General features: G+C 35.8%; 5 protein-coding genes and 1 other annotated feature. Of the genes, 1 reads left to right on the forward strand and 4 read right to left on the reverse strand.

All coding sequences use genetic code 11. The annotated features are described in order from the left end of the window. Positions 1 to 237 precede the first annotated feature (237 nt). The gene (asnA, locus tag V7183_RS14525; RefSeq protein ID WP_097896319.1) at positions 238 to 1,221 is read right to left on the reverse strand and encodes an aspartate--ammonia ligase; all 984 of its coding nucleotides are present in this window, start codon (positions 1,219 to 1,221) and stop codon (positions 238 to 240) included. A gap of 71 nt (positions 1,222 to 1,292) precedes the next feature. Further along, positions 1,293 to 1,552, reverse strand: a binding site (T-box leader). Positions 1,553 to 2,052: 500 nt separating this feature from the next. Here asnA and V7183_RS14530 point away from each other — a divergent pair. After that, on the forward strand, positions 2,053 to 2,187 hold the full coding sequence (locus tag V7183_RS14530; protein ID WP_097896317.1) for a DUF3934 domain-containing protein: 135 nt from the start codon (positions 2,053 to 2,055) through the stop codon (positions 2,185 to 2,187). A 107-nt stretch (positions 2,188 to 2,294) separates the two neighbouring features. On the opposite strand, the gene V7183_RS14535 is transcribed toward V7183_RS14530, so the two are convergent. The 3 genes from V7183_RS14535 to V7183_RS14545 all read right to left on the reverse strand — a co-directional run. Beyond that, positions 2,295 to 5,507 (reverse strand): DEAD/DEAH box helicase, encoded by a 3,213-nt coding sequence (locus tag V7183_RS14535; protein ID WP_335359965.1) that lies wholly within the window; start codon positions 5,505 to 5,507, stop codon positions 2,295 to 2,297. A 509-nt stretch (positions 5,508 to 6,016) separates the two neighbouring features. After that, the gene (locus V7183_RS14540) at positions 6,017 to 6,955 is read right to left on the reverse strand and encodes a response regulator (protein WP_335359966.1); all 939 of its coding nucleotides are present in this window, start codon (positions 6,953 to 6,955) and stop codon (positions 6,017 to 6,019) included. Between the two features lies 1 nt (position 6,956). Then, positions 6,957 to 7,469 (reverse strand): ATP-binding protein (locus V7183_RS14545; protein ID WP_335359967.1); only part of this gene is annotated, 513 nt, incomplete at its 5' end.

Consider the following 7,469-nt stretch of genomic DNA (forward strand, 5'->3'; position numbering starts at 1 on the left):
ATTTTTCGACATCTAAATCCCTGCTATGCAGAAGAAAAAGTAACCTACACTCGTTTGCTCGTTCTGTTGTTACTTCGCATGTGGCAGAGCTTCTATGCATGGCCGGATGCTCCCTCCCACCTAAAAAGATGGGTTTTATGTCGGTTTTTAATCGATGTATATATAATTTAAATCATTGTTTTGGTAGACTTATAAATCGTCAATCCCCGTTCAAAAAGTAGTTCCATTCATTCCTCATTAAAATAAGTGAATGTTTTCCTTCTTACAAGCTTCACGCATGTCATCAGGCCATACGGACGATTGAACTTCACCGATATGCGCTTTACGTAAGAAGTACATGCACATTCTTGATTGCCCAATACCACCACCAAGTGTTAATGGAAGTACTTCTTCTAAAATTCCCTTATGGAAATCGTAATCACGTTTGAAATCTTCACCCGTCTTTGTTAATTGCTCATCAAGTGATTTGCTATCAACACGAATTCCCATTGATGATAATTCAAATGAAGATTGCAGTACTGGATGCCAGAATAAGATGTCTCCGTTTAATTTCCAATCATCGTAGTCAGCTGCGCGTCCATCATGTTTTTCACCAGAGCGAAGTGCATCACCAATTCCGATAATAAAGACTGCACCATGCTCTTTCGCAATCGCATGCTCACGGTCTTTCGGCGTTAACTCTGGGTATTTATCTTCTAACTCTTGAGATGTGATAAATGCGATATTTTCTGGTAAATACTTACCAAGGAACGGATATTTTTCAAACAAATAATCTTCCAAATCTTTGAATATTCCATAAATTGTTCGTACTGTTTCTTGTAAGTAATCTACTGTACGCCATTCTTTTTGAATAATTTTTTCCCAATCCCATTGGTCAACATAAATTGAATGTGTTGCATCAAGTTCCTCATCGCGGCGAATCGCGTTCATGTTTGTATATAAACCTTCACCAGCTTCGTAACCATATTCATGGAGTGCGAATCGTTTCCATTTCGCTAGTGAATGAACAATTTCTAATTCTTCTCCTGAATGAAGCATATCAAATTCAATTGGACGTTCTACACCATTTAAATGATCGTTTAAACCTGATTTTTTTGTTACGAATAATGGTGCAGATACGCGGAATAATCCAAAACGTTTTGCTAATTGATCCTCAAAAAATGTTTTAACTTCCTTAATTGCGATTTGTGTCTCTCTTACTGTCATTAATGATTGATACATGTTGATTTCCTCCTAAAATGTTTGGATGTAGTGGAAAGAAGCCAACAAAAAAAGCCCTTCTTTCCCAAAAAAACTGGGACGAAAGGCTTTGGTTCCGCGGTACCACCCAAATTAGCAACAGAGGTTGCTCACTTATTCAGTACGGAGATTAAAGAAATCTCGATACTGTTCTTCTTGTAACGGCGAAGTTCCCGGCTAAGTCTACTTTCCCTAAAGGATTTCGGTTAGCGACTCCAGGAGGTTCTTCATAACAGGCTTCGTATCAGGCTCACACCACCCCTGACTCGCTTTGACTACTTCCTACTACTACTCGTCCTTTCATAGTCGTTTTGTTGTCACATCTCTGAAACATTTTATTAATGATTATTCTATACAAAAAAACGAGAAAGTCAACAAAAAGTTTAAAATTATTTTTCAATTCTTTATTTTACAGCTTTATTGATTGTTTGTGTTAATGAAAAACCCTTATCAAATCTACCTCCTCTTTTGTTGTTTTAATTTTAAAAATGATTTACTCACTGTAACCATCATGTATATGACAAGTAGTGTAATTGTCCGAAAAACCGAATCCATTGTATTTCTCATCATTCTCATTTCCTTTGCGATTCTTTTCATATGTAATAACGTTCTACAATTCGAATGAATCTATACAAATTTCGATAATGATCTCATAATGCATCAAATTATTGCCGATTTTATGATATACTATACCATTCAGTTGTTTGTTCTTATCAGTAACTGTTAGGAACAAACATAGTCATAAATCGAGATTATATTTCAAAGGCATTGACTACTATCAAAGTAGATTTTCTATAATAACGGAGTGATCATATGAGTAAAACGAAAGCAAAACCTAAGAAGGGTGTAGGCCAAGGTACAGGAAGTAAAGGCTGGAACCGCTGGCAATCTAGTGCTAAGAAAAAGCAAAACGCGAAACCATATAAAAGTAAAGGCACAAAAAAATAATTAAGGAACACATGTGATTTATTTACTTTACACGAAAAAGAATATAATTATTACAAAAAAGCTATGCTTTCACATTTATGAGAGCATAGCTTTTTATGTTCATGATATTAAATCATAAGAATATCCCGAATTTCTTCCTCGGTAATTGATGATAATTTTCCTTGTCCAGATTCGATAATCTCTGCAATCAAATTCTTCTTGCTCTCTTGCAGTTCATGCATTTTTTCTTCGATTGTACCCTGTGCTACTAACTTAATGACTTGTACAGTATTTTTTTGCCCCATCCGATACGCCCGGTCTGCTGCCTGCTGTTCGGCTGCAGGGTTCCACCATAAATCGTACAATATAACAGTATCCGCTCCCGTTAAATTAAGTCCAGTACCTCCAGCCTTTAAAGAAATAAGGAATAAATCGCCTTCCCCTTCGTTAAACCGATTGCATAACTCTACACGTTCAAGCGCTGGAGTGTTCCCATCTAAATAGAAAAAAGATACAGCTTGTCGGTTCAATTCACGTCCAATAATGGAAAGCATCTTTGTGAATTGTGAAAATATAAGAATCCTCTTCCCTGTACTTCTACATTCCTCTACAATTTCTAGTAGCTGTTCAAATTTAGCTGAACTTCCCTTATAATCATCAACAAACAAACCTGGATGACAACAAATTTGTCGTAGTCTCGTTAAACCAGATAAAATCCTAATTTTATTTTTACGCAACGTATCTTTATCCAAATGTTTTAAAGTTTCTTCTCTTAACTTTGCTAAATAAGCTGCATAAAGCTTCTTCTGATCCGGCAATAGCTCTGATGATTGTAAGTGCTCTATTTTCTCTGGTAACTCATTTAATACATCTTCTTTTAATCTTCTTAATATGAAAGGTTTTACGCGCTTTGCTATGTCTTCACGCCTTAAATCACCGAACTCCTTTCTTCCTGGTAGTAATTCCGGGAAGACGACGTGAAAAATAGACCATAGTTCTTCTAATGAATTTTCTACAGGTGTTCCTGTTAACCCGAAACGGTACTCGGCCTGAATGGTTTTCACTGCTCTTGCAGTTTGCGTCGTATGGTTTTTAAACGCTTGTGCTTCATCAAGAAATAACGTATGAAATGGCTGTGCATATAGTCTTATATCTCTTCGTAATAAAGGATATGACGTAATCACGACATCAAATTTTGTAATATCTTTTAAAAGCTTACGGCGCTCCGTTTGGTTCCCATCTGCAATAACAGCTCTAATATGTGGCGCGAATTTTTTTAACTCAATTAGCCAGTTATAAACGAGCGAAGACGGAGAGACAACTAATATAGGCAGTTTCTTCTCTCGAATTTCAGGTAAAACAGAATCTATAAAAGCAATGCTTTGCAACGTTTTTCCGAGTCCCATATCATCTGCTAAAATGCCCCCAAAACGATAATAAGCGAGTGTTTTCATCCACTCGAATCCATATACTTGATACTCTCTCATTTCTGCATTTAAAGTATTTGGCACAGCAAACTTTAATTTTTTCGGGTTTTGAATATTTTCTACTAACTCTTGAACAGACTCATCTAAACTTAAAACATTTCCTTCTTGTAGTGAATTCATCCATTTCACACTACGAATAAGTGGAACATTTACTTCTTCCCCTTTTAAAAATTCTTTTCGAATACCTGATTCTTTTACAAATTGATTAATTTCATTAAACTCTTTACTCTCCAGTGATAATAGAGCACCACTCGCTAAACGATAATATTTCCGTTTCTCCTCAAGAGCAACTAACACACCTTTAATTTCTGCTTCTGGAATACCTTTTATATCAAAACGGAATGATAACCAATCAATTCTCTCTTTTCTTCTAACTCTTATAAGAGGAGTCGTATTTCCTTTATGTATTCGTAATTTGATCGCCGTTGTCGCATAAATATCAAGTAAACCTTTTAACATTGGAACTACATGATATAAAAAGTTATATTCTGCTTCCTCATTATGCATAAAATATCCGCCTTCAGTTTTAGCAAAGGCACTTTCATTCATAATTTGTAATATTTCTTGTTCTTTTTTCTCATCCCGATGAAGGACAGAAGGTTGCCCATCCTCTTCTAACGGATTAATGACAACATTTCCATATTGAAATTCTAGACCTGCCAATAAACGATTCTTAACTCGATCTAAAAATAATTTCGCTTTCAGAGGTGTTTTTTCAATTCGCTCTGATATGACTTCATCCATTCGAACATTTCCAAGTTTCATTAAACCTGGTACTACCTTTTCTACAAAGTGCTTCATTTTCTCATTTGAAATATGAAATTGATTACTTTGTGCATTACGCATCATTCTTTTTAATTCAACAAGTCGATTACAATCATCCTCATTCAAGCGATATAAGCGCCCTCCAGAAAGAGCATACGCATATGTATCCATTACGTAAACTTGATGTAAACCGCTGATCTGAAGGATATATCCTCCATTTGCACCTTTACTGAACTCAAACTCTATCGGTAATATCTTTTTTGAAACTTGTATGCCATGAAATGATTTCCCATCATACGCAACCGTTACAAATTGAGTAGCGGAAAGCAATGAAAGCATGTAGTCCCATGAAGCAGGTGGAATTAAAATCATACTTTCATCTTGCTCGGAACTTATTTGCAACGATTCTACATACATTTTTTCGTTACGATAAATTTGAATCAATTGTTGAATGACCGCATCTGTTTCTTGTTGAAAACTGTGGACCTCTGGCGTATAAGTAAAATCATTTGAACATATGAAAGACTCTCTTTGTTCCACTTTATTAAGAAACTCTCTAATCTTGTATATAGGGTATAACTTCTCTAACTTTACCTGAATTCCAAATAAAGCTCCCCCATTTCTTGAAACAACTGGCATACAAATAAATTCCACATCAAGTATCTTACGTGTATCAAACCGATGTTGCTTACTTTTCGGACGCAGTGGCTTTTCACCAAATAAATCCAACATCCCGTTCGCGAATTGAACATTTCTAGACATACTATTTGTGGAATCGCTAGAATCTAGTGAGCGTCCAGTTTGCTGAAAGTTATTGACATATAATAATACAGCGGCAATATGTTGGCAGTATGAATGAAAAGAAGCCAGTGAAGGGCAACTACATTTGCCAACAATATCACCATTATCAGCGTTTTCTATTATGACGTGAAAATCTTCGTTCCCTTCTACTGTTGCTTCGCAAATATTTCTTTCAACGTCATAGTTCGTAATATTAACTTTGTTTGTCCTATAATAAGCCTCGCCCTTTTTGTAAGAGGTTTCTCCGCATAACTGTTTAATTATTGTTTTATTTAATGTAAAACTCATTATTTTGACCCTTCCCTAAAACTAAAGATTCACATTCCTAAAGTGATTAAAAACTTTCTCTTATACAACATTTTACATGTTATACGCCTAAATATAAAATAACATAAAAAATACACTACTCATTTGAGAGTAATGTACTTATAAACAGGACGTATATAGATTTACATATAAAGTGAAACTTTAATCAGTGGGGATTTTCTTCATCCCCTACTGATTATTAGCCCTCACCAATCGGACTTTACGGGCAGTTTATCTCCCACCTTACTTCTTTAGAAAAGCGGAAGCGGCTCGCTCAGAATCGCAGGACGTTGGAGCCTCCGACAGAGAGGCGCTTTTTGCCTCGTCCGAGGGGGCGAAACGACCGGAGATTCTAGCCGCTAGAGCTGGACAATGCTTTCTCCCAATTTTGAGGTGGGAGTATTACTGCCCGTTAACGCGGGATAAATTATTGTTTTAAAGAAATTCTCACTCTGAAATTCCTCTTCATTTACAAAATAAGAAAACCTTTTTTATATTGATTCTATTTCCATTAACCTCTTCGCCTCAAAATATAATACTTGTATAAACTTCTTCGTATTAATTCTCGTATGCCCAGAAGTTGCTAGTTCTTCCTTCGTCATTTCTGTCATACGTTTCCGAACAACAGTAAAATCAAAAAACTTCGGAGCATAGCTTTCAAACTTGGGATTCGAAAAGTCTGTTAAGCCAAGGGAAGCTAGATGATTTAAAGATTGATAAATCGCTCTGCGTACCCTTTGTTCTGAGGCTTTTCTTTCTTTATCAATTTCCACTTCTGAGGCCGCTTCTCCTAATTTTTTGACTGTAATATAGTGAAAAATATCTTTCAATGCTGGAAATCCGTATTCAAATGTTTTTTCTTTTTCTTGCCCAAATAAATATTCCAGCATACTAAGGAAATCTTTACTTCCATTCTCTCCAGCAATGCCAAGTTCTGATAATAAATAACGCCCTGAATCCGTTATTTTTTTCTCTTCTTGCACTGGTTCATTTCGAACTTGCGGTTGTTCCCATTGAAAGACGTTATTCAATGATTTTTGAATATCTTGTATGGAGCGTTCCAATCGGATGCGTTCCATCACTTTTCTTACAACTGATACAACTTCAATTTTGTTTAATGGTTTTGTAATATAGTATTCTACCCCAAGCGAATACGCTTCTCCAATTAGCTGTTTCGATTCTACTTGAGAAATCATAATTATTTTTCCTGTAAACGCTGGCAGGATATGACGAACCGTTTCAATCCCATCTCGAATCGGCATTAATAAATCAATAAATAAAATATCTATCTTTTTATAATTTAGCTGATCCGCTTCGATGAAAGCGCCATCTTCCGCTTCTTCCACTACTTCTCCAAGATCACCATCTTCAATGATTTGTGAAAGCATAGAGCGGAATACTTCATCATCATCTACGATATAATAAAACACCTTATTCCCCCTCCCGTACTAAACTTGACTCTGGTAAACAGACAATAAACTTACATCCTCCGCTGTTTTCACTACCTTGGAGCTTCACCTCTCCTCCAAGTTCTGTAGCCATCTCTTTTATATAGGAAAGTCCAATGCCTGTCGATGCTGCCCCTGTTTGATCATATTTCGACGTAAATCCCGGTTTAAATACTAACTCTTTATATTTTGGTAAAATACCAGGTCCATCATCGATTACTTCAAATATCACATTTGTGTCCCTTTTATATGCCTTTATTATAATTGTACCGGTACTCTCGATTGCTTCAACAGCATTTGCAACTAAATTGTTTAAAAGCGACAATACAGTATAAACATGATATTCGGCATGCTCACCTTCTATACTTTTAGAAAATGTTATCTTTTTTCCTAATAGCTGTGCGTACTTCTCGTTTATCCTAACAATCATTTCTGTCAACTCATGACCTTCTATATACTCAGAAAGATTTTTATCTAATAAAAGTTTTGATAATCC

This window comes from Bacillus sp. JJ1127 (assembly GCF_036965845.1).
Lineage (GTDB): Bacteria > Bacillota > Bacilli > Bacillales > Bacillaceae_G > Bacillus_A.

Excerpts from the sequence above, each read along its gene's own strand:
- asnA (WP_097896319.1), bottom strand. The coding sequence starts at position 1,221 with ATGTATCAATCATTAATGACAGTAAGAGAGACACAAATCGCAATTAAG.
- V7183_RS14530 (WP_097896317.1), top strand. The coding sequence starts at position 2,053 with ATGAGTAAAACGAAAGCAAAACCTAAGAAGGGTGTAGGCCAAGGTACA.
- V7183_RS14535 (WP_335359965.1), bottom strand. The coding sequence starts at position 5,507 with ATGAGTTTTACATTAAATAAAACAATAATTAAACAGTTATGCGGAGAA.